Source organism: Streptomyces sp. NPDC005263 (assembly GCF_042872365.1).
In the GTDB taxonomy this organism is placed as follows: Bacteria; Actinomycetota; Actinomycetes; order Streptomycetales; family Streptomycetaceae; genus Streptomyces.
The window spans coordinates 1,247,305-1,269,506 of the sequence record NZ_JBIAKJ010000001.1 but is presented as its reverse complement, the minus strand read 5'-3'; the positions used below and the strand labels follow the sequence as shown (position 1 = coordinate 1,269,506).

Here is a 22,202-nt window from a genome sequence, read left to right as displayed (position 1 = left end):
CGTCCGTCGCGCGTCATGTTCACGTAATTCTTATGCCTTTCAAGGGAATTCGAGAAGTGGATGACCCTTGATTTACCGAGGGTGACCAGGAATTCCCATTACGGATCAACGGAAGCGCATTTGGGTGCAACCTTCCGCTTGTCCCTGTGCGTCTTAGTCGCTTACGTTCGCCACCGATCCGGACGGACGCCCAATCCTGCCGCCGCCCGGAGACCGCACACACTCACCCGTACATGGCAGGAGCGGGGGACCCACAGGTAGAACCGCCTGTTCCGGTCTCCGGAACAGGCTTGGGGTCAAGTCGTACCTCGGTATGGCCGGACATCTCCAGTCCGCACCCGACAGCTCACCTCGCAGGCGCCGGAGAGGAATTCGCCATGCCCGCGAGGGGTAAGCATCGCCAACCGAAGACCCAGCGCTTCGCCCGTTCCATCGCCGTCGCCGGAGCCGGCGGCGCGGCACTCGCCCTCCCGTTTCTGGGGGCCACCGGCGCCCATGCGGCGAGTGCCCAGTCCATTTCCGAGAATGTCGTTCAGTCGTCAGTTCCGACTGCCGCGAAGAAGTCGGTGGCCGCACGGACTTCCGGTGTGAAGACCTATGTCGTGCGAGCCGGAGACTGTCTCGCGAAGATCGCCGAGGAGCAGCACGTCAGCGGGGGCTGGCAGAAGCTCTACGCCGACAATCGTGAGGCCGTCGGCGACAATCCGTCGCTGATTCACCCCGGTTTGAAGCTCACGATCGGCAAGAAGGCCGAGTCGTCGGCCTCTTCGTCGAAGCCGAAGCCGAAGCCGAAGCCGCAATCGAAGTCGTCATCGTCGGCGTCCTCGTCGTCCGCGTCGTCCGCGTCGCAGACGTCGACGGTCGTCGAGCAGAGCGCCGCCACCACCAGCACCGCGAACGGCTTCACCCTGCCGGTCGATGGCGCCACCATCGGCACGGGCTACCACGTGCCGGGCAGCATGTGGGCCAGCGGCTACCACACCGGCGTCGACTTCATCGTCCCCACCGGTACCCCGCTCAAGGCCGTCGGCGCGGGCACGGTCGTCTCCGCGGGCTGGGGCGGCGCGTACGGCAACCAGGTCGTCATCAGGCTGGCCGACGGCTACTACGCGCAGTACGCGCACCTGTCCTCGATCTCCGTCTCCAGCGGTCAGACGGTGACCGAGGGCCAGCAGATCGGTCTCTCCGGCGCGACCGGCAACGTGACCGGCCCGCACCTGCACTTCGAGATCCGCACCACGCCGGACTACGGCTCGGACGTGGACCCGATCGCCTACCTCCGCTCCAAGGGGGTCTCGGTCGGCTGACGCCCGCACGACCACCTGCCTCACACGCTGCCGAAGGCCGGACCCCTGATCCCCGGGTCCGGCCTTCGGTGTGTCCGGGGCCGGCGTTCGGTACGTCCGGCCCGCTTTCGTATGTCCGGGTCCACAGCGATACGTTCCGTCCCTCCACTGGCCAATTCCCGACCATCGCATCGCGGTCCTGAGGCCCGAAGAGCGTGATCCGTCGACAGCGCGCGGGGTGAACGGGCACAGTGAACTCCGCTTCTGTGTAAGCGCTTTCCCCCTGCCGTACCTGTCGATCGCCCGGAAGGAGTCGTCTCCCGTGACGACCACGCGCAGAGCTTTCGCGACCTTGGCCGCCGGCGCCGCAATGGCCGCCCTCGCCCCGGCGGCAACCGCGAGCGCCTCGCCCCGCCACCGCCACCTCATCGCCCGTGACGACTTCCGTCACGGCCTCGGCCGATGGGCCGTGGAACTCGAGAAGGGCGGCACCGTCACCGCCTCCCACGGGATCCTGGAGGTCGACGTGCCCGCCGGCGCGACCGTCTGGTTCAGGCAGCGGCTCGAAGGACCGTACGTCCTGGAGTACACCGCCACACCGGTGTCGCAGGGCGGGGTCAACGACCGGGTGTCGGACCTCAACAACTTCTGGAACGCCGTCGACGTCCGCTCCCCGGACGACCTGTTCGCCTCCACGAGGAGCGGTGCGCTCGCCGAGTACGACCACCTCAAGACGTACTACGTCGGATACGGCGCCAACACGAACACCACGACCAGGATGCGCCGCTACGTCGGCGAGGCGGGCGTGCGTCCGCTGGTGTACGACTACACGGAGCCCCTGCTGGTGGCGAACCGGCTGAACCGGGTCCGGATCGTCTCGGACGGTTCGACCGTGCGGTGGTGGAACAACGGACGGCTCGTTTTCGACCTCACCGACCCCGAGCCGTACACGAGCGGGCACTTCGGCTTCCGGACCACCTGGAGCCACTTCCGGATCTCCGGATTCCGGGTGTGGCGATTGCCGCGTCAACAGCACTGACGAGAAGGCTATTCCTGGCTTGACCAATCCTTGGAAGGTGGCTTATCTCACCGCACGTCAACCCCTTCCTACGGTCGCGTAGCTCACATCCGAAGGTGAATCATGGGCCGATGTGGCAGACGATTCGAAGAGTGACAACAGATCAGTGATCGGGTCGTACGTGGCGGTGGGGGACAGCTTCACCGAGGGCGTCGGCGACCCCGGCCCCGACGGGGCGTTGGTCGGCTGGGCGGACCGGTTCGCGGTCCTGCTCGCGGACCGGCGGCCCGAGGGCGACTTCCGGTACACGAACCTCGCCGTGCGCGGGAAACTGCTCGACCAGATCGTGGCGGACCAGCTGCCGAAGGCCGTGGAACTGGCCCCGGAGCTGGTCTCCTTCTGTGCGGGCGGCAACGACATCCTGCGGCCCGGCACCGACCCCGACGAGGTCGCGGAGCGCTTCGAGCGGGCGGTGGTGCGGTTGACCTCCGTGGCCGGCACGGTGATGGTGACGACCGGGTTCGACACCCGCGGCGTGCCCGTGTTCAAGCATCTGCGCGGCAAGATCGCCACCTACAACGGGCATGTGCGGGCGATCGCCGACCGCTACGGCTGTCCCGTGCTCGACCTGTGGTCCCTGAAGACCGTTCAGGACCGCAGGGCCTGGGACGGTGACCGGCTCCACCTCTCACCCGAGGGCCATACGCGTGTCGCGCTGCGCGCGGGCCAGGTCCTCGGCCTGGAGGTCCCGGCCGACCCGGACCAGCCCTGGCCGCCGCAGCCCGCCCGCGGCACCCTGGAGATCCGGCGGGACGACGTGCACTGGGCGCGCGAGTACCTGGTGCCGTGGATCGGACGGCGGCTGCGCGGGGAGTCGTCGGGGGACCATGTGACGGCCAAGGGCGCGTTGTCGCCGGACGACATCAAGACGCGGATCAGCTGGGTGGCTTGAGGGGCGCGTGGTTGCCCGGCCGGCCCCGCCCCGCGGGTCGTGGCCGGCCGGCCAACCACGCGCACGTCATCAGGCCCGGCACGTCACGGGCCTGTCGTCCGGCGCGGCCCTACGGGGTCAACGCCTCCCGCGCCAGCCCCAGTTCCCGGGCCACCGCCTCGTCCACCCACTCCTGCGCCCGCGCCTGCGGGACCGCGCCCCCGTAGGACGTCAGTTGTACGGCGAGACCGTCGAGCAGGGCCGTGAGGCGCAGGGCGGTGCCGGTCGGGTCCGGGCAGGCGAACTCGCCCGCGGCCACACCCTCGGCGATGACTTCGGCGAGCGCCGCCTTCCACTGCCGGTCGAGGTCGCGCGTGACCTCCCGCAGGGCGGGCTCGCGCAGCGCCGCCGCCCAGCCCTCGATCCACAGCCGCCAGCCCTTGGCCTGGCCCGTCGGGGCGTACCAGCGCACGGCCGCCCGCAGCCGGCGCAGTGCCGTGGTGCGCCGGCCGAGCAGCTTGCGCAGCTGGGCGAGGTCGTCCTCGGCCGCGTAGGTGAAGGCGGCGGCGACCAGCTTCTCCTTCGTCGAGAAGTGATAGAGCACCAACGCGTTGCTCACGCCCAGTGCCGAGGCCACGTCGGCGATCCTGACCGCCACCGCGCCCCGCGCCTCGATCTGCTCGACGGTGGCGCGCAGCAACTCCTCGCGCCGCTCCGTCACGCTCAACCGCACTCTCGTCACGCAGTCAGCCTAGGGGGTGTCCTCGACCTCCTGATCGTCACCGTGGGCGGCGGCGGGCCGGGCCCGACGTCACCGGTACCACCCGAAGCGCTCCGCGATCACCGGCAGCCGGTCCGCGACGATGGCGTGTGCCGCCGCCCGCGGGGTCGTCCCGTCGGCCTCCGCGCGGGCCAGCATCTGTTCGACCAGCGCGCGCATCGAGCGGCGGGTGTGGGTGAACGCCTCGTCCGCGGTGGGGCCGATGTCGCCGAACAGCGTCCACCACCACCAGGCGTTCGTCCCGGAGTTGACGACCACGTCCGGCAGGACCGTCACCCCACGCGCGGCCAGCGACTCCTCGGCCTCCGGCAGGACCGGCATGTTGGCCGCCTCGACGATCCAGCGCGCGGTGATCCGTTCCTGGTTCGCGGTGTCCACGGCGTACGAGACCGCCGCCGGCACCAGTACCTCCGCCCGCGCGCACAGCCACGCGTCGCCGGGCAGCTCACGGTCGCCGGGTCGCAGGGCCGCGCGGTCGACGGTCCCGTAGGCGTCCCGCGCACCGAGCAGGGACTCGATGTCGAGACCGGCCGGGTTGGCGATTGTGCCCTTGACGTCGGCGACGGCCACGACGGTGAGCCCCGCGCGCGTGAGGAAGCGCGCGGTGGCACCGCCCATGGTGCCCAGGCCCTGAACGGCGACCCGGGTGCCGGTGTGCGGCACACCGGCCCGGTCCAGGGCCGCGAGCACCGACTCCGCGACGCCGCAGCCGCCGACCAGTTCGTCGAGCCCGATCCCGTCCACCTCGACGGCGAACGCGTCCGCGAGCCGCCGCCGGGCCGCCGTCTCGTCGTCGAGCAGCGGATACACGGCCTGCACGGACGACACGAGCCCCGCCTCGGCGGCCGCCCGGTCCACCAGATCCTGGGTGAGACCGAGGTCCTCGCCCATGGTCCAGCAGCTCTCGATGTACGGCCGCATGGCCCGCAGGTACCGCACCAGGAGCTCGTACGCCCCCGGATCCCGGGGATCGCAGTCGATGCCGCCCTTGGCGCCGCCCAGAGGGATGTACCGGCCCTCCGGGTTGTAGTGCAGGGCCTCCTTCATGGTCATTCCGCGCGCCAGACCGGCCACCTCGTCCAGGGTGCAGCCCGCGCGCATCCGCAGCCCGCCGCTGGAGACACCGCGCACCAACCGGTCGACGACCAGGAAACCCCGGCGTCCGGTGACGTGGTCGGTCCAGGTGAGCGACATCAGAGGGCTGGTCATGCGGTCTCCTCGGTCGGGATGACGAGCCTCCCGGGGCCGCATGGCGCTCGCCAGGGACGACTACTGACTGGTGGGTCAGTATTCGAACGGGGTCGCGCCCTGTCAAAGCGGAATGGAATCACCGGCGGCGACTGTTCTGTCAGCGGGACCGTCCATACTGGACTGCCTCACCGACTCCCCCTGGAGGTACACCGTGACCGGATTCCGTTCCCCGAGCTCCGGGCTCCGCGCGCTGCGGCCCGCGGCCTTCGGTGCGGACCCGAGCGGTGAGCGCATGGCGCGCATCCGCAGATCGCCCCACTTCAAGGACGGGGTCTTCCAGAATCCCGGGGGCACCGCCCGGACCCGGCCCTCCGGTTCGACGCTGGAGCTCGCGAAGCAGTTCTTCGACAAGGACGAGCGCGCCCGCCGAGGCCCGAACGGCACGATTCCGGTCCACCCGACCACGCTCGCCGACATAGCCAAGCCCCCCGCCACCGGGCTGAGGCTGACCTGGATGGGCCACTCCAGCGTGCTCGCCGAGATCGACGGACGGCGCGTGCTCTTCGACCCCGTCTGGGGTGAGCGCTGCTCCCCGTTCCCCTTCGCCGGGCCCAAGCGCCTGCACCCCGCGCCCCTCCCGCTGGCCGCCCTCGGCCCGGTCGACGTCGTCGTGATCTCGCACGACCACTACGACCATCTGGACATGCCCACGATCAACGCGCTGGCCGGCACCGACACCCTGTTCGCGGTGCCGCTGGGCGTCGGCGCCCACCTGGAGCACTGGGGAGTGTCCGCCGACCGGCTGCGCGAGCTGGACTGGCACGAGGCCACCAAGGTCGGCGGGCTCACGCTGACCGCGACCCCGGCCCGCCACTTCTGCGGTCGCGGCCTGCGCAACACCCAGCACACGCTCTGGGCCTCCTGGGTCGTCGCCGGGGACGAGCACCGGATCTACCACAGCGGCGACACCGGCTACTTCGAGGGCTTCAAGGACATCGGCGCCGAGCACGGCCCGTTCGACGCCACGATGATCCAGATCGGCGCCTACAGCGAGTTCTGGCCGGACATCCACATGACCCCCGAGGAGGGCATGCGCGCCCACCTCGACCTCCAGGGCGGACAGCCGCACGGCGTGATGCTGCCGATCCACTGGGCGACCTTCAACCTGGCGACGCACGCGTGGTCCGACCCTGGTGAGGGCACCCTCGCCGCCTCCCTGGCGACGGGCGCCCCGATCGCCCTGCCCCGGCCCGGCGAACCCTTCGAGCCGAGCGCCGACAACGTTCCGGCCAACCCCTGGTGGCGGAGTGTGGCGCTCGAACCGGCGGGCGGTTGGCCGGCCGCCGAGGCGCTCGGCGACACGCGCGGCGCGGCGGAGGTCAGGACCCCGGCCGAACCGACGGCCGGAGATGAGGCCAAGGCCGATACACACAGTGACATCGCCAAGGGGGCGGTCGAGGGCACCGGGGACCCCGAGACGGTGGTCGCGGGCTGACCGCGGACGCGGATCGAGCGGCGGCGAGGGCCGGGGAGCACAGCGCTCCCCGGCCCTCGCCGCTTTTTCTTGACCGCTTCTGACCAGGTGTGATCGCACATCGATCGTGCATCGACCTGTCCTCGTGGAACTTATCGGTCTGTCGTACGAGACCTCATACCAGAGCGGGACGCTCCTCGGGTGAGTTTGTCAACTGCCCACCGCACATGATGCGCTGACGACTACTGTCAGTGCCCGTCGGGCGACGCAGGGCCGAAAAGTTCGGTTCTCCCGACCGACGCCCGCATGCGCGTGTCCACCGGCACGCATACCGGCATGCGCACCCTGGCAACCAGGACCGACGGACCAGTACGACGAGGACACCGATGTCTCACCTCCGCGCACCGGCCGCCCGCGCAGACCGCCGTGAGGGCGGGCGGCACGGTCGGCCGGCCGCCCGCGCCGTTCCCGCGCTCCCCGAGACCCACATACGGCCCCAGCTGCTGCGTCTTGCCGTGCTGCCACCCGTCGCCGTCGCCCTCAGCGGCTGCGCCGCGGTCCTGTTCGTCGTGCGCTCCACCGGAGTGCGGCCCAGCCTCCCCCTGTGGTGCGTGCTCGGCGGCGCGGTCTCGGTGACCTGCGCCGGCATCCTGATCGCCGCCGTGGCGGCCGACCGCGCGGCCCGGTCCGTCAGCGACCGGATCGGCGCCCTGCGCCGAAGCAGCACGCGCGGCGAGGCCGATCTGCGTGCCCTGGTCGACGCCCTGCGCCGGGGCGAGGCCCCGCCCCCGCGCGATCCGCGCGGCGGCCCGCCCGAGGACGCCGACGACTTCGAACTCCTCGCCGCGGACCTGACCCGGGCGCACGACGGGGCCGTCACCGCCGTCGTCCAGGCCGCACAGCTCTCCAGCCAGGCGGGCAGCGAACAGAAGCTGGAGGTCTTCCTCAACCTCGCCCGCCGACTGCAGTCGCTGGTGCACCGCGAGATCTCGATCCTCGACGAGTTGGAGAACGAGATCGAGGACCCCGACCTCCTCAAGGGTCTCTTCCACGTCGACCACCTCGCGACCCGCATCCGCCGGCACGCCGAGAACCTCGCCGTGCTCGGCGGTGCCGTCTCGCGTCGGCAGTGGAGCAACCCGGTCTCCATGACCGAGGTGCTGCGTTCGGCCATCGCCGAGGTCGAGCAGTACTCCCGCGTCAAACTCGTGCCGCCGATCGACGGTGAGCTGCGCGGTCACGCCGTCGCCGACGTGATCCACCTGTTGGCCGAACTCGTCGAGAACGCCACCGTGTTCTCCGCCCCGCACACCCAGGTGCTGCTGCGCGCCAACCTCGTCACCTCCGGACTCGCCGTCGAGGTCGAGGACCGCGGACTGGGCATGCCCGTCGGCGAGCAGAGCCGGATGAACGCCCTGCTCGCCGACCCCGATCAGGTGAATGTGGCCAGCCTGCTGGCGGACGGTCGCATCGGTCTCTTCGTCGTCTCGCAACTCGCCAGACGGCACGGCATCCACGTCCGGCTGCAGACCAACATCTACGGCGGCGTCCAGGCCGTGCTCGTCGTACCGCAGGCCCTCCTGGGCGCGGCGCCGGGCGCCTCCGGAGCCGTACCGCAGCCGCCGGACGACCGACCCGGGACGACCGGCACCGCGGACTCGGCGGTGCCGCCGCGTCAGACCGGGCTGGAGGTGACGCCCCGGGAGGCGCCGCCCGGACCGGGAGGTACGCCGCCCACACTGTCCTCCCGGCCGTCATCCGGCGGGCGTCCGCAGCAGTCCGCCTCGCGTTCACGTTCGGGGTCGGGGTCCGGTTCGCACGCCGCTGGGCCTGCCCCGCTTCCCGTGCGCGGTGCCCGCGGGGAGCGGCCCACGCCCGCGGAGGCCGCGCCCGGCATCAGGGCCGACGACCGGCCGCTCGTCGCGGAGCACACGGTCGCCCCGCCCACCCCGCGTGTCGGCGCCGTACGCGGCACCATGGGCAAGCCCCAACTGCCCAGACGCCGGGCCCAGGAGCACATCGCACCCCAGCTGCGCGACGGCCCGACGCCACGCCAGGACTCGGAGTCCCCGGCCGGCCAGCTGCAGGGCCACGACCCGGGCCTGATGGCGGCCTTCCAACGCGGGATCGGCCTCGCCGAGACCCAGCAGCACCTGGAGGCGACGCCCGGCGACATGACGACTTCCATGGCGTCCATCCCCATGGCGCCAGTCGACCCGGGCCCGACCCACACGGCCCCGACCTACATGGAGCCGACCCACATGGCGCCCACCCCCATGGCGTCGACCTACACGGGGCCAGCCGACACAGGCGCTACTCACATGGACGCCACCAACATGACCCCGGCTCCCTCCATGGACGTACGCCCCCTGTATCCGCTCCCCACGGACCGGTCCCGCATAACCGAGGCGCGCCCCCCGCACCCGCCCGTGTCCCTCGAAGCACGCGGTGCGCGGGACAGCGGGACCGTGCCCGGTCTGGACCTCGACCTCGGCCTCGATCACCACACCCGGCACGACGGGAGCGCACCCGCCGGATGACCACCCCCGTGTACACCCCACCCCCCAGCGCTCCCGCAGACCTTCGTACCTCAAGGAGTCGATCCACCATGGCGAGCGAAGCGCCGACCGGCCAGGTATCCGATCTCGACTGGCTGATGAGCGGCCTCGTGCAGCGCGTACCGCACACCACCAGCGCCGTACTCCTCTCCTGCGACGGGCTCGTGAAGTCGGTCCACGGCCTCGACCCCGACAGCGCCGACCACATGGCGGCCCTGGCCTCCGGCCTCTACTCCCTGGGCCGCAGCGCCGGCGTCCGCTTCGGCGACGGCGGACACGTCCGGCAGGTCGTCGTCGAACTCGACTCGACCCTGCTGTTCGTGACCACCGCCGGTTCCGGTACCTGTCTCGCCGTGCTGGCCGGCCGCGAGGCTGACGCCGCCGTGCTCGGCTACGAGATGGCGATGCTGGTCAAGAGCGTCCGCCCCTACCTGATGACCGCACCCCGACAGCACGCCGTCGAACCCACGGCGATGAGGCCTTGAGGGTGGCGGCGGTCGGCGACGAGCCCTGGCTCGACGACGCGGCCGGTCGGCTGGTGCGCCCCTTCACCGTCAGCAACGGCCGCACCCGGCCCAGCATCGCGCTCGACCTGCTGTCGCAGGTGATGGCCACCGGAGCCACCCCCCTCGGCTACCTCGGCCCCGAACACGCCCAGGTACTCGACATGTGTCGGGTGCCCGTCTCGGTCGCCGAGATCGCCGGACACCTCAAGCTGCCGGCGGTGGTCACCAAGGTGCTGCTGGCGGACCTCGTCGACTGCGGGGCGCTGACCACCAAGCCCCCCGAGTTCCACCACGACCAGACTGACCGGGCCCTTCTGGAGGCAGTGCTCGATGGACTACGACGACAGCTCTGACCCCTTCCCCACCGCACTGAAGATCCTGGTGGCGGGAGGGTTCGGAGTAGGCAAGACGACCTTCGTGGGCGCGGTCAGCGAGATCGCCCCGCTCAGCACGGAGGAACTGCTCACCACGGTCGGCGCCGCGACCGACAACCTCGAAGGCATCGAGAACAAGGTCGAGACGACGGTGGCCATGGACTTCGGCCGCATCACCCTCGACCCGGAACACGTGCTGTACCTGTTCGGCACCCCCGGACAGGAGCGGTTCTGGTTCATGTGGGACGAGCTGTCGGAGGGTGCGCTCGGCGCGGTGATCCTCGCCGACACCCGCCGGCTGGAGGAGTGCTTCGCCGCCGTCGACTTCTTCGAACAGCGTGGCCTCGGCTTCATCGTCGCGATCAACGAGTTCGACGGCTCGTACCGTTACGACCCCGAGGAGGTCCGTGCCGCCATCGACCTCGCGCCGGAGATCCCGGTCGTCCGCTGTGACGCCCGGATCTCCAGCTCAGGGGTGCAGACCCTGCTCACCCTGGTACGGCACCTCATCGCCCACAGCCCGGCCCCCGCGCCGAGCCACGGCGCCCACATGTGATCCCCGCACACCCCGCCATGGAGCCGCATATGACGTACGTCCACAGCGACGGAGCCCGCCCATGAGGTACGACCTGCCCCGCCCGGCCGGTCGACTGCTGCTCACCCCCGAGGACACGGAGGCCCCCGCCCGTGCCCGGCGGCTGGCCCTGCTGGGCCTGGGAGAACACCCGGAGCCCGCCCTCGACGCCTACGCGGCCCACCTCGCCGAGCTCACCGGTTCGCCGTACGCCATGGTCAACTTCATCGACGAGAACCGGCAGTTCTTCGCGGGCCTGCACCTGCCGACGGTGGCGCCGCGCGTCGTGAAGGCCGACGGCAGCACGCCGGTGATGGGACGTGAGCTCTCCCGCGACCAGGGCTTCTGCCCCCATGTGGTCGTCCGGCGCAAGGCGCTGGTCCTGGAGGACGTCTGTGACTACCCGCGGTTCGCGGGCAACGCGGTCGTCGACGAGTTCGGCATCCGCTCCTATCTGGGCGCACCGCTGATCGACAGCACGGGGATGGTGCTCGGCACCATGTGCGTCCTCGACGTGGAGCCACGGCCGTGGGGGAGGGCCGGCCTGGAGACCATCAAGGCCTCGGCGGCGGAGCTGGCGGCCCGGCTGGAGCGACCCGAGACCGACGGACTCCCACTGCTTTGACGGCGGCAATCACTCCACAACCGGCCTGACCCGGCCCTCCTAGTAACCGCGCCACACGTTGTCGAACGCGGCGTTCTCGATCGCCTTCCGCTGGCGTACCGCTTCCAGCTCCATCACCGCGTCGCCGACGGCGGCCAGTACGGTCGTGACCGCGTCGCCCGCGAGGTCCTCGGCGCCGTCGGCCGGCTCGTCGCCGATCCCGGCCGCCGCGGCCAGGGTGGCGAGGACGGGTTCGCCCGCCGTCCAGCGCTCCGCGGCCTCGCGCCGGGCCGCCGAGTCCACCAGCGTGGTCCGCCCGGTCCGCAGCGCGATCCGGCGGCCCCGCGGCCGGGTCGTCAGGCCGATCCGGTGCAGGTCGTCGACGTAGGCGGAGGACAGCCCTCGGCCCCGGCGCCACAGCCAGTCCTCGACCGACTCGTACGGATCCTGCCGTACGAGCGCCGAGGCCGCCTCGTCCAGCAGGCGGTCGCCGGTGGGTACCTGGACGCTCGGCAGGATGCGATCGCCGTCCAGGACGAGCGCGTGCGCCTCGATGAGGTCGCACACCTCGGCTCCCGCGAGCACGAGCGACAGATCGCCCTGCTCCACCGGCTGGTCGGCCGCCACATCCAGGGCGACGATCGCGAGGTCCCGTGCGGTGGTCATGAGCGGCTCCACGTCAGTTGGCCGAGTGCTGGGCGAGAGCTCCGGGGCCGGCCGATCCGGACAGGTCGTCCCCGTTCGATTCTCGCTGACGTTCGGGTGCTGTGTGTCCTCCTACGACCATGTGGTGCGTGCAGCCGATCCGCAGGTTGATGCGGGGGGTGTGAAGCGCAGCTGTGGCGCGGCTTAAGAAATCCTCGATGGACGGCGGCGCCGCCGTACGGCAGATTGCTTCGCGATCACACCCCTCTCCCCGGACGCGGGCTTCTTCGGCATGCCCGGGCCCCGGGGTCTCACTTCAGGAGCCGTAGCGTTGAAGGCGCTGGTCAAGGAGAAGGCGGAACCCGGGCTGTGGCTCGTGGACGTCCCGGAGCCCGCCGTCGGACCCGGCGACGTACTGATCAAGGTGCTGCGCACCGGCATCTGCGGCACCGACCTGCACATCCGGTCCTGGGACGGCTGGGCGCGGCAGGCGATCCGTACCCCGCTCGTGGTCGGGCACGAGTTCGTCGGCGAGGTCGTCGAGACCGGGCGGGACGTCACCGACATCACGACGGGTGACCGGGTCAGCGGCGAGGGCCACCTGGTGTGCGGCAAGTGCCGCAACTGCCTCGCCGGCCGGCGGCACCTGTGCCGGGCCACCGTCGGCCTCGGCGTCGGCCGCGACGGGGCGTTCGCCGAGTACGTGGTGCTGCCCGCCGCGAATGTGTGGGTGCACCGCGTCCCGGTCGACCTCGACGTCGCCGCGATCTTCGACCCGTTCGGCAACGCCGTGCACACCGCGCTGTCGTTCCCGCTGGTCGGCGAGGACGTCCTGATCACCGGCGCGGGCCCGATCGGTCTGATGGCCGCCGCGGTGGCCCGGCACGCGGGCGCCCGCAACGTGGTGGTCACCGACGTGAGCGAGCAGCGGCTGGAGCTCGCCCGGAAGATCGGCGTGAGCCTCGCGCTCGACGTCACCCGGGCGACCGTCGCCGACGGGCAGCGGGAACTCGGCCTGCGCGAGGGCTTCGACATCGGACTGGAGATGTCCGGCCGCCCCGAGGCCCTGCGCGACATGATCGCCAACATGACGCACGGCGGCCGGATCGCGATGCTGGGCCTGCCGTCCGAGGAGTTCCCGGTCGACTGGGCCCGGATCGTCACCTCGATGATCACCGTCAAGGGGATCTACGGCCGGGAGATGTTCGAGACCTGGTACGCCATGTCGGTCCTGCTCGAAGGCGGGCTCGACCTCACGCCCGTCATCACCGGCCGGTACGGCCACCGCGACTTCGAGGCGGCCTTCGCCGACGCGGCGAGCGGTCGCGGCGGCAAGGTCATCCTCGACTGGACCGCCTGAACGACGCGACTTCCTTCCCGACTCCCCTCCAGCGCGAGCACCTCAGGAGCTTCCCGATGTTCGACTCCGTGCGCGACGACCTGCGCGCCACCCTCGACGAGATCCGCGCCGCCGGTCTGCACAAGCCCGAGCGCGTCATCGACACCCCGCAGTCCGCGACCGTCGGTGTGTCCGGGGGCGGCCGCCCGGGCGAGGTCCTCAACTTCTGCGCCAACAACTACCTCGGCCTCGCCGACCACCCCGAAGTGATCGCCGCCGCTCACACGGCCCTGGACCGCTGGGGCTACGGCATGGCCTCCGTACGGTTCATCTGCGGCACGCAGGAGGTGCACAAGGAACTGGAGGGCCGCCTGTCGTCCTTCCTCGGTCAGGAGGACACGATCCTGTACTCCTCCTGCTTCGACGCCAACGGCGGTGTGTTCGAAACGCTGCTGGGGCCCGAGGACGCGGTCGTCTCCGACGCGTTGAACCACGCGTCGATCATCGACGGCATCCGCCTGTCCAAGGCCCGCCGCTTCCGCTACGCCAACCGCGATCTCGCGGACCTGGAACGGCAGTTGAAGGACGCGCAGACGGCCCGGCGCCGGCTGATCGTCACCGACGGTGTGTTCTCGATGGACGGCTATGTGGCTCCGCTCCGCGAGATCTGCGACCTCGCCGACCGCTACGACGCGATGGTCATGGTCGACGACTCCCACGCCGTCGGTTTCGTCGGCCCCGGCGGGCGCGGCACCCCCGAACTGCACGGCGTGATGGACCGCGTCGACATCATCACCGGCACCCTCGGCAAGGCGCTCGGCGGAGCCTCCGGCGGATACGTCGCCGCCCGCGCGGAGATCGTCGCGCTGCTGCGCCAGCGCTCCCGGCCGTACCTCTTCTCGAACACCCTGGCCCCGGTGATCGCCGCGGCCTCCCTCAAGGTGCTCGACCTGCTGGAGTCGGCGGACGACCTGCGGGTGCGGCTCGCCGAGAACACCGCCCTGTTCCGCCGCCGGATGTCCGAGGAGGGCTTCGACGTACTGCCCGGCGACCACGCGATCGCCCCCGTGATGATCGGGGACGCGGCGCGGGCCGGCCGCCTGGCGGAGCTGCTGCTGGAACGCGGGGTGTACGTGATCGGCTTCTCCTACCCGGTCGTACCGCAGGGGCAGGCCCGCATCCGCGTGCAGCTGTCGGCCGCACACTCCACGGGCGACGTGAACCGCGCGGTGGACGCGTTCGTGGCGGCGCGGGCGGAGCTGGCGGGCGAAGAGGATGGAGCGACCGAGAGGAAGACCGAGGGGGAGGCCGAGGGGCGGAACTGACCGCCGTCGACCGGCCGGACACCTTGCGATAATCCCTCGCATGATCGAAGCGCGGCGGCTCCACATCCTTCGTGCGGTGGCCGACCACCGCACGGTGACGGCGGCTGCCGCCGCGCTGTATCTCACCCCCTCGGCGGTCTCGCAGCAGCTGGCGGCCCTGGAACAGGAGACGGGCCACCGGCTGGTCGAGCGCGGCGCCAAAGGGGTACGGCTCACTCCGGCCGGCGAGATCCTGCTCCGGCACACCCACACGGTCCTCGCCCAGCTGGAGCGGGCCGAGGCAGAGCTCGCCGCCTACGGCTCGGGGGAGGCCGGCACGGTCACCGTCGCCTCGTTCGCCACCGGCATCGCCCTGGTGGTCGCGCCCGCGGTGGCCCGCCTCCAGGGAACCGCGCCCGGCATCCGCATCCGCGTCCAGGACGCCGAGGGCGACGCCAGCCTGCCGATGGTCCTCGACCGGCAGGTCGATGTCGCGGTCGCCGTCGAGTACCGCGGCGCTCCGCCCGCCGACGACCCCCGTCTGGTCCACGTTCCGCTGTACGCGGAGCCCTTCGACGCCGTCGTCCCGGTCGGCCACCGCCTCGCCGACGACGACGAGGTGCCCCTCGCGGAACTGGCGAAGGACCCCTGGATCGGCCCCTACCCGGGCAACCCCTGTCACGACGTCGTGGTCCTCGCCTGTGAGAGCGCGGGATTCCAGCCCCGCCTCGAACACTCCTCGGACGACTTCCGCGCGGTGGTCGCCCTGGCGTCGGCGGACGCGGGCGTCGCCCTCGTCCCCCGCTCCGCCCTGCGCGGCATGGACCTTACGGGCGTGGTGGTGCGCCCCGTCGACGGGGTCGCGCCCACCCGTCGGGTGTTCGCGGCGGTACGCCGAGGAGCGGAGGGACACCCTCTGATCCGCCCCGTGCTGGACGCGCTGGCGGACGTGGCGCCGATGTGACCCGGCCGTGTGGACAGCGGCCCGGTCGTGAACCCGGCCGCGACGCCGCCGCCGCGCGCGTCCGCGTTCGCCCTGAATCCCTGGCGACCGTTCTCACCAGGTGAGTGTCAGTGGGAGCCGCTACCGTGCCTGTCATGCCGGATGCCGAAGACGTACGACGGATCGCCTTGTCCCTGCCGGACACGACGGAGCAGGTCGCGTGGAACATGCCCACGTTCCGGGTGGCGGGGAAGATGTTCGCCACGCTGCCCGAGGACGAGACCTCCCTCGCGGTGCGCTGCCCCAAGGAGGAGCGCGACGAACTGGTCCTGGCGGAGCCGGCGAAATTCTGGATCGCCTCTCACGAGGCGCAGTTCGCCTGGGTGCGGGCCCGTCTCTCGGCCCTGGAGGAGGACGAACTGCGGGACATCCTCGCCGACTCCTGGCGCCAGGCGGCGCCCTCCCGACTCCTGGAGGCCTACCCCGAGTTGGGAGTGCCGACCGGGGACTGAGGACTCCTCGGGCGTTGTCAGTGCCGCGTGGCATGATCCGGGACGAACGTGGCAGCCGGGGTGGAGGGGGCTTCGGCTGCCACGACCGAGGCTCGCCGGACTCTGTTCGAGGGCGGTCGCGGACAAACGGGTGCGCGACCACCGACCCGAGTGCGGTATTGTTTCCATGCGCGATCGACCGGGGGAAACCCCAGGTCAGACGGGCATCGGGACGTGGCGCAGCTTGGTAGCGCACTTGACTGGGGGTCAAGGGGTCGCAGGTTCAAATCCTGTCGTCCCGACAGTGCGAAGGGTCTTCGCAGGCGAAAGCCTGCGGGGGCCCTTTTTCGCATGGCTGTGTGCGGCTTCCATGATCAGCTCGTTGGGGCGCCGCCGGCATCTCGGTCAATGGGTTCGACGTCGAACGCGACCGCCGCCCGCGGGCCCGAAGGCCCGGGGAGCGGGCGTTCACCTCACCGCTCCCGCGGGCTGAGCCGGATATGGCGGATGACCTTGCGGTGGTGGGTGTAGGCGATGTGGAGGGCGCCGTCCGGTGTCTGCGTGACCGAGGGATAGGACAGCTCGCGGTTGAGGCCGTCGCGGGAGTTGTTGGTCAGGCAGTGGCCGTCTCCGGTCACCAGGTCGGCGCGCAGCGGCCAGCTGAGGCCGCCGTCGGACGACAGGGCGAGGCTGAGCGGGGCGCGCGGGGCACCCCAGAACGCGGTCGAGGGAGTCTGCCGGACGGCCGTGGTCGCAGAGCCGCCCGGTGCCCTGTGGTCGGCGAGTCCGCCCGTGTCGTCGATCTCGTCGTAGAGGGAGACGCGGCGGGCGGTCGCGTCGGCGGCGCTGCTGTGGTTGTAGACGAGGGCCAGACGCCCGTCGTCCAACGGGACGTACTGGATGGAGGAGTTGTTGTTCGGCAGCCCGAGCGGCTCCGGCTCGCTCCAGGTGTCACCGTCGTCCAGCGACACGGACCGGTGCACGGCGTCGGCGCGCCGACTGCGGTAGAGGGCGAGCAGCGAGCCGTCCGGCAACCGGTGGACGTTCATGTGGACCAGGCCCGTGGATCCGGGCACGGGCTCCTCGCGCCAGGTGCCGCCCTCGTCGTCGCTGATCATGACGGCGCTGGTGTCGAGGTCGCCCGACCACTTCTCGCCGGGCGAGGTCAGGCAGCGGAAGACCGGCAGCAGCAGACGACCGGTGGGCAGGACGACGGGGGGCTGACGGACGAAGACGCCACCGCCCCCGGGCGTCGCGGCGAACAGCGTGCGGGTCGCCTCCCAGGTCGTGCCGTTGTCGTGGCTGACGCGCAGCCGTACCTCCGCGGTGTCCTGGTCTCCGCCCCGTTGGGCGGTGTGCAGCAGCCACAGGGCGCCGGAGGGGGTGGGGAAGAGCACGGGATTCTGCTCGGAGCGTGTCGGGTCGTCCGAGAGACGGACCGGCTCGGTCCATGTGGTGGTGCCCGGTGCGAGGCGCGAGAACCACACACTGATGTCCGCCATGCCCTCCTGCGTGCCGCCGAACCAGACGCAGCCGAGCTCCCCGCCGGCCAGCACGGTGAGGTTGGCGGCGTGGTTCTGCACGGCCGGTGTCGGCAGCGTGGTGTCGATGCGGTCGAAGGCGTCGAGGAGTGGGTTCGTCACCGTGCTTCTCCAGGGGTCCGGGCAGCGGCCAGGTGATCGCGGGCGGTCTGCTCGAGGTGCACCAGGTCGCAGGCGACGGTCGCGAAGGTGAAGCCCTCGGCGAGGCGCTTGGCGGCGCTCGTGCCGTCCGGATTGTGGATGCCCGCGGCGATCCCCGCGGCGGCCGCCGCCTCGCGTACGGTGCCGAGCGCGGCCTCGAACGCGTCGGCCAGGGCCGGGTCCGTGGACGAGGCGCCGCCGAGGGCGATGCGCAGGTCGGAAGGGCCGACGTAGACGCCGTCGAGGCCCGGCGTCGCGCAGATCGCCTCCACGTCGGCGAGCCCTTCGGCCGTCTCGATCATGGCGAGGACGACCGTGGCGTCGTGCGCGTCGGCCGGGTCGGGGCCGATCCTCAGCGCCGAGCGCATCGGACCGTAGGAGCGCCGGCCGAGCGGCGGATAGCGGACGGCGGCGACGGCCTCGGCGGCCTGCGCGGCCGTGTCGACCAGCGGCACGATCACTCCGGTCGCGCCCGCGTCGAGGGCACGGCCGATCGGGGCGGGGTCGTTGGCCTCCACCCGGACCAGGCCGACGGCCGTGGAGCCCCGGTTGTCGATCGCGAGGAGGTTGTTGAGCATGCCGGAGTAGCCGAACAGGCCGTGCTGGGCGTCCAGGGCGACGTAGTCGTAGCCGAGGCGGGCGATGCGTTCGGTGGCCACCGGCGCGTCCATCAGGCACCAGTAGCCGAGCAGTCGCTCGCGGGCGCGCAGGGCGGCGGTGAACTCTGCGGGGGTCATGGGCGGTTGTTCCTCACAGGGGCGGGGGGGAAGAGAGGGGCAGCGCGGGAGGGTGCTTCGGGGTTCCGTGGGGGAGGCTCAGCGGTTGTAGGCGGGCATGGGGCCGCGCAGGCCGGCGCCGACCTCGTCGCAGGCGTCGGTGACGTCGGCGGGCAGCGGTCCGGCTTGGGCGGCGGCGAGGTTGGCGCGCAGGTGGCTGGTGCGGGAACCGCCGAGCAGCAGGGCGTCGGTCGAGTCCCGGTCCAGGAGCCAGCGCAGAGCCAGTTCGGCGAGCGGGATGCCCGCGCCCTCGGCGACCCGGGTCAGTTCGGCGACCGCGTCGAACAGGCGCGGGTCCCAGTAGCGTTGCCGGTACATGTCAGCGAGCCGGGAGTCGCCGAACCGTCCGCCCTCGGGTGCCTTCTCGTAGCGGTGCCGTCCGGTGAGGAGGCCGCCGCCGAGCGGGTTGTAGACCATCGTGCGCAGACCGGTGGCGGCGGCGTACGCCGCATACTCGACGTATTCCTCCTCGATCCGGCGGGCGAGCAGGTTGTGCAGCTGCTGGGCGACGACCGGGCGTGGGGCGCCCACCTCGTCGGCGACGCGCATGAGTTCGGCGATCTGCCAGGCCGCGTAGTTGGAGACCCCGAGCGCGAGGACCTTTCCCTCGGCGACGAACTCGGCGACGGTGGCGAGGGTTTCGGCGAGGGGTGTGGTCCGGTCGGGCTGGTGCAGATAGAAGAGGTCCACCCGGTCGGTGCCGAGGCGTTTGAGGCTGCCGTCCAGAGCGGCCCGCAGACCGGGGGCGGACAGCGGGGCGTGCTCCCCCTGGTCGGGGTGCGGCATGCCCGCCTTGGTGGCGAGCACGATCCGGTCGCGGTGCGCGGGCAGCAGCTCGGCGAGAATGCGTTCGCTCTCGCCGCCGGCGTAGCCGTTGGCGGTGTCCACCCCGGTGATGCCCGCCTCCAACGCCGTCCCGAGCATGTCCGCGGCGCCCGCCCGGTCGACGGTGTCCCCGAACGTCATGGTGCCGAGCACCAGCCGGGACAGGGGCACGGGCACGTTCGGCAGTTCGATGCCGGTGGTCATGTGACGGTTCCTTCCGGTGAGACGGTGAGGGGGGTGTCGGGGGTGTCGGACGTGCGTGACTCCGCCGTGGCCGGGGTCGTGGCCGCCCGGGTGCGGGGTTTGAGTCCCCTGATCGCCGTGGGGTCGAGGGCCGCGCGGCGCAGCGCGCGGGTGTAGGGGTCGGCGGGGGCGGCGAGCACATCGGCGGTACGGCCGCGCTCGACGACCCGTCCCGCCTTCAGGACGACGACGTCGGTGCTGATCTCGCGCACCACGCCGAGGTTGTGGGCGATGACGATGTACGTGATGCCGGTCTCCTCGCGCAGTTCGCGCAGCAGATCGAGGACCTGGGCCTGCACGGACACGTCGAGGGCCGAGGTGGCCTCGTCGCACACCAGCAGGTCGGGCTTCGAGGCCAGGGCGCGGGCGATACCGATGCGCTGCCGTTGGCCGCCGGAGAACTCGTCGGGACGTCGTTCGAGCGCGGTGGTCGGCAGTCCTACCCGGTCCAGCAGTTCGGCGGCGCGGCGGCGCCGTTCGGCCTTGTCCCGCACGCCCGCCACGCGCAGCGGTTCGGCCACGATCTCCAGGGCGGTCAGGTGCGGGGCGAGGGATCCGTAGGGGTCCTGGAAGACCATCTGGACGCGGCACCGCAGCGGCCTCAGGCGCCGCTCGGGCAGCGCGGCGAGGTCGGTGCCGTCCAGCACGATCCGCCCCGAGGCGGGCTTGAGCAGCCGTACGATCGCGCAGGCGATGGTCGACTTGCCGCTGCCCGACTCGCCGACGACGGCGAGCGAGCCGCCCCGGGGCACGCTGAAGCTGACGTGGTCGACGGCCCGCACGGTGCCGGTCGGCGTGGGGTAGTCGACGACCAGGTCCTCGACGGCGAGGAACGCTGACGGGTCGGCCGCGTCCGGTGTCACTGCTGCTGGGCTCATCGGGCTGCTCCCTGTGCGCTGTGGGCGTCGAGCCCGTCCTCGTCCCAGGGCCCGAGGCTCGGGACGGCCGCGAGCAGTTTCCCGGTGTACGGGTGCGCGGGCCGCTCGACGATCTGCTCGGCCGGCCCCGACTCGACGAACCGGCCCTCCTTCATGACGTGGATGCGGTCGGACACCAGCCGGGCGACCCCGAGGTCGTGAGTGATCATCAGCATGCCCACGCCGGTGCGTTCCTGCAGTTCCATCAGCAGGTCGAGGACGCTCGCCTGGACGGTCGCGTCCAGGGCGGAGGTGGGTTCGTCGGCGACCAGCAGCCGCGGTTCGGCGGCCAGCGCGACGGCGATCAGGATGCGCTGCAGCATGCCGCCGGAGAACTGGTGCGGGTACGCCTTCCAGCGGGTCTCGGGCCTGCTGATCCGTACCTGGTCCAGCAGGTGTGTGCCGCGCTCGCGGGCCTCCGCCCGGGACACGCCGGGGTGGCGCAGCCGCAGCGCGTCGCCGAGCTGCCGCCCGATGGTGTGGACGGGGCTGAGCGCGGTCATCGGGTCCTGGGGAATCAGGGACACGGTGCGACCGCGCACCCGCCGGGCCGCCTCGGGGTCGGCGACGACGTCCTCGCCGCCGATGCGGGCGGTGCCGGACAGCACGGCGAGTCTTTCGGGCAGCAGCCGCAGCACGCCCATCGCCGTGGTGGACTTGCCGGAGCCGGACTCTCCGATCAGCGTGACGGTCTCACCGCGTCCGACGGTGAAGCTCACGCCGTCGACGGCGCGGACGACGCCGCGGTGGGTGAGCAGTTCGATCTGCAGGTCCTCGACCTCCAGCAGGGCGCCGGAGGGCGGCGGGGTGTCGCGGGTCATGGCTCAGGCTCCCTTCGCCGGCTTCGTCGTGCGGATGCGGTCGCGCAGACCGTCTCCCATGAGGTTGACGCCGACCACGAGGACGGCGATGACCAGGCCGGGGAGCGTGACCAGCCACCAGGAGGTGGTGATGTAGTCCTGGCCGTCGGAGATGATGCGGCCCCAGGTGGCGAACGGCCGCTGCGGTCCGGCGCCCAGGAAGCTGAGGGCGCTCTCCAGGAGCACGGCCTGGGCGAGCAGCAGCAGGACCACCAGGCTCGCGGGGCGCAGGATGTTGGGGACGATGTGCCGCCCCAGGACGGACCAGCTGCGCATGCCGAGCAGACGGGCGGCCGCCACATAGGGTTTCTCGCGCTCGACGAGGACCAGGGAGCGGGTCAGCCGGGCCACCTCCGGCCACTGGGCGATGGCGATCACGCACGTGATGACGGTGACCGACGGGCCGAAGAGGGCGACGACGAGCAGCAGCATCATCAGCAGGGGCAGCGCCAGCTGCGCTTCCAGGAGCCGGCTGACGACCGTGTCGATCCAGCCCCCGAAGTAGCCGGCCGCCGAGCCCGCGGTGATCCCGATGACGCCGGAGACGAGGACGGCGAGGATGCCCACGGACAGCGACACCTGACCACCGTGCAGGATGCGGGAGAGCAGATCGCGTCCGAGCTGGTCGGTGCCGAACAGGTGCCCGTCGGTGAGCGGCGGCAGCCGGCGCCCCGCGAGGTTCTGGGCGTCCGGGTCCGGCAGCGGAAGCAGGGACGCGAGGGCCACCGGCAGGGCGACCAGCGCGGTGCACAGGGCTCCGGCCCACAGCTTGTGGCGGGCGGTGCGCCGCTGCCTCGTGGCGGTGGCGCGGGCCAGCTGCCTCGCGGTGACGGCGCTGGGCCGGGCGGTGGAGTCGGACGGGGTGAGCGTGGCGGACATG

The 22,202-nt window shown here is 71.7% G+C and carries 22 protein-coding genes, 1 tRNA gene and 1 riboswitch; of the genes, 14 read left to right on the top strand and 9 right to left on the bottom strand.

The window, feature by feature from the left end; translation table 11 throughout:
- Positions 1–210: 210 nt before the first annotated feature.
- Positions 211–373: riboswitch (cyclic di-AMP (ydaO/yuaA leader) on the top strand.
- 4 nt (positions 374–377) lie between these two features.
- The 3 genes from ACFYRY_RS05785 (at position 378) to ACFYRY_RS05775 (ending at position 3,256) form a co-directional block, all read left to right on the top strand.
- Positions 378–1,307: a peptidoglycan DD-metalloendopeptidase family protein gene (locus tag ACFYRY_RS05785; RefSeq protein WP_389140406.1), complete on the top strand. Its 930-nt coding sequence runs from the start codon at positions 378–380 to the stop codon at positions 1,305–1,307.
- 301 nt (positions 1,308–1,608) lie between these two features.
- Positions 1,609–2,325 (top strand): DUF6250 domain-containing protein, encoded by a 717-nt coding sequence (locus tag ACFYRY_RS05780; protein WP_389140404.1) that lies wholly within the window; start codon positions 1,609–1,611, stop codon positions 2,323–2,325.
- Between the two features lie 145 nt (positions 2,326–2,470).
- Entirely contained in the window at positions 2,471–3,256 is a 786-nt protein-coding gene (locus ACFYRY_RS05775) for an SGNH/GDSL hydrolase family protein (RefSeq protein ID WP_389141106.1), read from the top strand.
- Positions 3,257–3,365: 109 nt separating this feature from the next.
- On the opposite strand, the gene ACFYRY_RS05770 is transcribed toward ACFYRY_RS05775, so the two are convergent.
- Both ACFYRY_RS05770 and ACFYRY_RS05765 read right to left on the bottom strand, forming a co-directional pair.
- Positions 3,366–3,977, bottom strand: coding sequence for a TetR/AcrR family transcriptional regulator (locus tag ACFYRY_RS05770; RefSeq protein WP_389140402.1), 612 nt, complete (start codon positions 3,975–3,977; stop codon positions 3,366–3,368).
- Between the two features lie 69 nt (positions 3,978–4,046).
- Entirely contained in the window at positions 4,047–5,225 is a 1,179-nt protein-coding gene (locus ACFYRY_RS05765; RefSeq protein ID WP_389140400.1) for a Glu/Leu/Phe/Val dehydrogenase dimerization domain-containing protein, read from the bottom strand.
- A gap of 193 nt (positions 5,226–5,418) precedes the next feature.
- On the opposite strand from ACFYRY_RS05765, the gene ACFYRY_RS05760 reads away from it, so the two are divergent.
- The 6 genes from ACFYRY_RS05760 to ACFYRY_RS05735 all read left to right on the top strand — a co-directional run bounded on the left by ACFYRY_RS05760 (position 5,419) and on the right by ACFYRY_RS05735 (position 11,318).
- Positions 5,419–6,702, top strand: a complete 1,284-nt coding sequence (locus tag ACFYRY_RS05760; protein WP_389140398.1) for an MBL fold metallo-hydrolase — start codon at positions 5,419–5,421, stop codon at positions 6,700–6,702.
- A gap of 365 nt (positions 6,703–7,067) precedes the next feature.
- A complete protein-coding gene (locus ACFYRY_RS05755; protein WP_389140396.1) occupies positions 7,068–9,221 on the top strand; it encodes an ATP-binding protein in 2,154 nt (717 codons plus the stop codon).
- 68 nt (positions 9,222–9,289) lie between these two features.
- Positions 9,290–9,724, top strand: coding sequence for a roadblock/LC7 domain-containing protein (locus ACFYRY_RS05750; RefSeq protein WP_356768754.1), 435 nt, complete (start codon positions 9,290–9,292; stop codon positions 9,722–9,724).
- Between the two features lie 2 nt (positions 9,725–9,726).
- On the top strand, positions 9,727–10,098 hold the full coding sequence (locus ACFYRY_RS05745; RefSeq protein WP_389140394.1) for a DUF742 domain-containing protein: 372 nt from the start codon (positions 9,727–9,729) through the stop codon (positions 10,096–10,098).
- On the top strand, positions 10,076–10,675 hold the full coding sequence (locus ACFYRY_RS05740; RefSeq protein WP_356768750.1) for an ATP/GTP-binding protein: 600 nt from the start codon (positions 10,076–10,078) through the stop codon (positions 10,673–10,675). The genes ACFYRY_RS05745 and ACFYRY_RS05740 overlap by 23 nt, the downstream gene beginning before the upstream one ends.
- A gap of 61 nt (positions 10,676–10,736) precedes the next feature.
- The gene (locus ACFYRY_RS05735) at positions 10,737–11,318 is read left to right on the top strand and encodes a GAF domain-containing protein (protein WP_389140392.1); all 582 of its coding nucleotides are present in this window, start codon (positions 10,737–10,739) and stop codon (positions 11,316–11,318) included.
- A gap of 39 nt (positions 11,319–11,357) precedes the next feature.
- Here ACFYRY_RS05735 and ACFYRY_RS05730 read toward each other — a convergent pair whose 3' ends face one another.
- The gene (locus ACFYRY_RS05730) at positions 11,358–11,963 is read right to left on the bottom strand and encodes a GPP34 family phosphoprotein (RefSeq protein WP_389140390.1); all 606 of its coding nucleotides are present in this window, start codon (positions 11,961–11,963) and stop codon (positions 11,358–11,360) included.
- Positions 11,964–12,273: 310 nt separating this feature from the next.
- Here ACFYRY_RS05730 and tdh point away from each other — a divergent pair, with 310 nt between their 5' ends.
- From tdh to ACFYRY_RS05705, 5 genes are all read left to right on the top strand, one after another.
- The gene (tdh, locus tag ACFYRY_RS05725; protein WP_389140388.1) at positions 12,274–13,302 is read left to right on the top strand and encodes an L-threonine 3-dehydrogenase; all 1,029 of its coding nucleotides are present in this window, start codon (positions 12,274–12,276) and stop codon (positions 13,300–13,302) included.
- 56 nt (positions 13,303–13,358) lie between these two features.
- Positions 13,359–14,606 carry a glycine C-acetyltransferase gene (locus ACFYRY_RS05720; RefSeq protein WP_389140386.1) on the top strand — a complete coding sequence of 416 codons (1,248 nt, stop codon included), beginning with the start codon at positions 13,359–13,361 and terminating at the stop codon, positions 14,604–14,606.
- A 40-nt stretch (positions 14,607–14,646) separates the two neighbouring features.
- Positions 14,647–15,549, top strand: coding sequence for a LysR family transcriptional regulator (locus ACFYRY_RS05715; protein WP_389140384.1), 903 nt, complete (start codon positions 14,647–14,649; stop codon positions 15,547–15,549).
- 134 nt (positions 15,550–15,683) lie between these two features.
- Entirely contained in the window at positions 15,684–16,040 is a 357-nt protein-coding gene (locus ACFYRY_RS05710; protein WP_389140382.1) for an MmcQ/YjbR family DNA-binding protein, read from the top strand.
- Between the two features lie 207 nt (positions 16,041–16,247).
- Positions 16,248–16,321 (top strand) — tRNA-Pro (locus tag ACFYRY_RS05705).
- Positions 16,322–16,492: 171 nt separating this feature from the next.
- Here the strand turns inward: ACFYRY_RS05705 and ACFYRY_RS05700 are convergent.
- From ACFYRY_RS05700 to ACFYRY_RS05675, 6 genes are all read right to left on the bottom strand, one after another.
- Positions 16,493–17,662: an exo-alpha-sialidase gene (locus ACFYRY_RS05700; protein ID WP_389140380.1), complete on the bottom strand. Its 1,170-nt coding sequence runs from the start codon at positions 17,660–17,662 to the stop codon at positions 16,493–16,495.
- Positions 17,659–18,438 carry an HpcH/HpaI aldolase/citrate lyase family protein gene (locus ACFYRY_RS05695; RefSeq protein WP_389140378.1) on the bottom strand — a complete coding sequence of 260 codons (780 nt, stop codon included), beginning with the start codon at positions 18,436–18,438 and terminating at the stop codon, positions 17,659–17,661. The genes ACFYRY_RS05700 and ACFYRY_RS05695 overlap by 4 nt, the downstream gene beginning before the upstream one ends.
- Positions 18,439–18,516: 78 nt before the next feature.
- Positions 18,517–19,506 carry an aldo/keto reductase gene (locus tag ACFYRY_RS05690; RefSeq protein ID WP_389140376.1) on the bottom strand — a complete coding sequence of 330 codons (990 nt, stop codon included), beginning with the start codon at positions 19,504–19,506 and terminating at the stop codon, positions 18,517–18,519.
- Positions 19,503–20,423 carry an ATP-binding cassette domain-containing protein gene (locus tag ACFYRY_RS05685; protein WP_389140374.1) on the bottom strand — a complete coding sequence of 307 codons (921 nt, stop codon included), beginning with the start codon at positions 20,421–20,423 and terminating at the stop codon, positions 19,503–19,505. Before ACFYRY_RS05685 ends, ACFYRY_RS05690 begins: the two co-directional genes overlap by 4 nt.
- On the bottom strand, positions 20,420–21,283 hold the full coding sequence (locus ACFYRY_RS05680; RefSeq protein ID WP_389140372.1) for an ABC transporter ATP-binding protein: 864 nt from the start codon (positions 21,281–21,283) through the stop codon (positions 20,420–20,422). The genes ACFYRY_RS05685 and ACFYRY_RS05680 overlap by 4 nt, the downstream gene beginning before the upstream one ends.
- A gap of 3 nt (positions 21,284–21,286) precedes the next feature.
- Positions 21,287–22,201, bottom strand: a complete 915-nt coding sequence (locus ACFYRY_RS05675) for an ABC transporter permease (protein ID WP_389140370.1) — start codon at positions 22,199–22,201, stop codon at positions 21,287–21,289.
- Position 22,202: the final 1 nt, after the last annotated feature.